This window comes from Klebsiella sp. HN106 (assembly GCF_051209435.1).
Classification (GTDB): Bacteria; Pseudomonadota; Gammaproteobacteria; order Enterobacterales; family Enterobacteriaceae; genus Klebsiella; species Klebsiella oxytoca.
Window position 1 is genome coordinate 1 of sequence record NZ_JBLURD010000161.1, and the last position, 343, is coordinate 343.

Below are 343 nucleotides of genomic sequence, written 5' to 3' on the forward strand. Positions count from 1 at the left end.
TCGCGATGGTGCCGCGGGTGTTGCGCAGGCCGTTGTCTGCTTCATTCTTGATCGGCGGGTTAGGCTGCTTCTGCTGCATCTGTTCGTTAAAGCCGCCGCCCTGCACCATGAATCCCGGGATCACGCGGTGAAAGGTGGTGTTGTTGTAGAAGCCGCTGTTGACGTACTTCAGGAAGTTATCCACGGAAATCGGGGCTTTCTGGCTGTTTAACTCAAGCTCAATGTTGCCTGCCGAAGTGGTCAGCAGCACATGCGGATCGCCCTTTGCCGCCATGGCCGGGGAGAACGCTGAAATAGCGAAAACGGCAGCCATCGCCGCCAGTGTTGATTTGAGCATGGAAAT

1 protein-coding gene is annotated in these 343 nt (G+C 56.3%); it reads right to left on the bottom strand.

What is annotated here, in order from left to right:
• On the bottom strand, nt 1-337 hold a 337-nt coding region (locus ACSIPU_RS30775; RefSeq protein ID WP_435322501.1), incomplete at its 3' end, for a peptidylprolyl isomerase.
• Between the last annotated feature and the right edge of the window lie 6 nt (nt 338-343).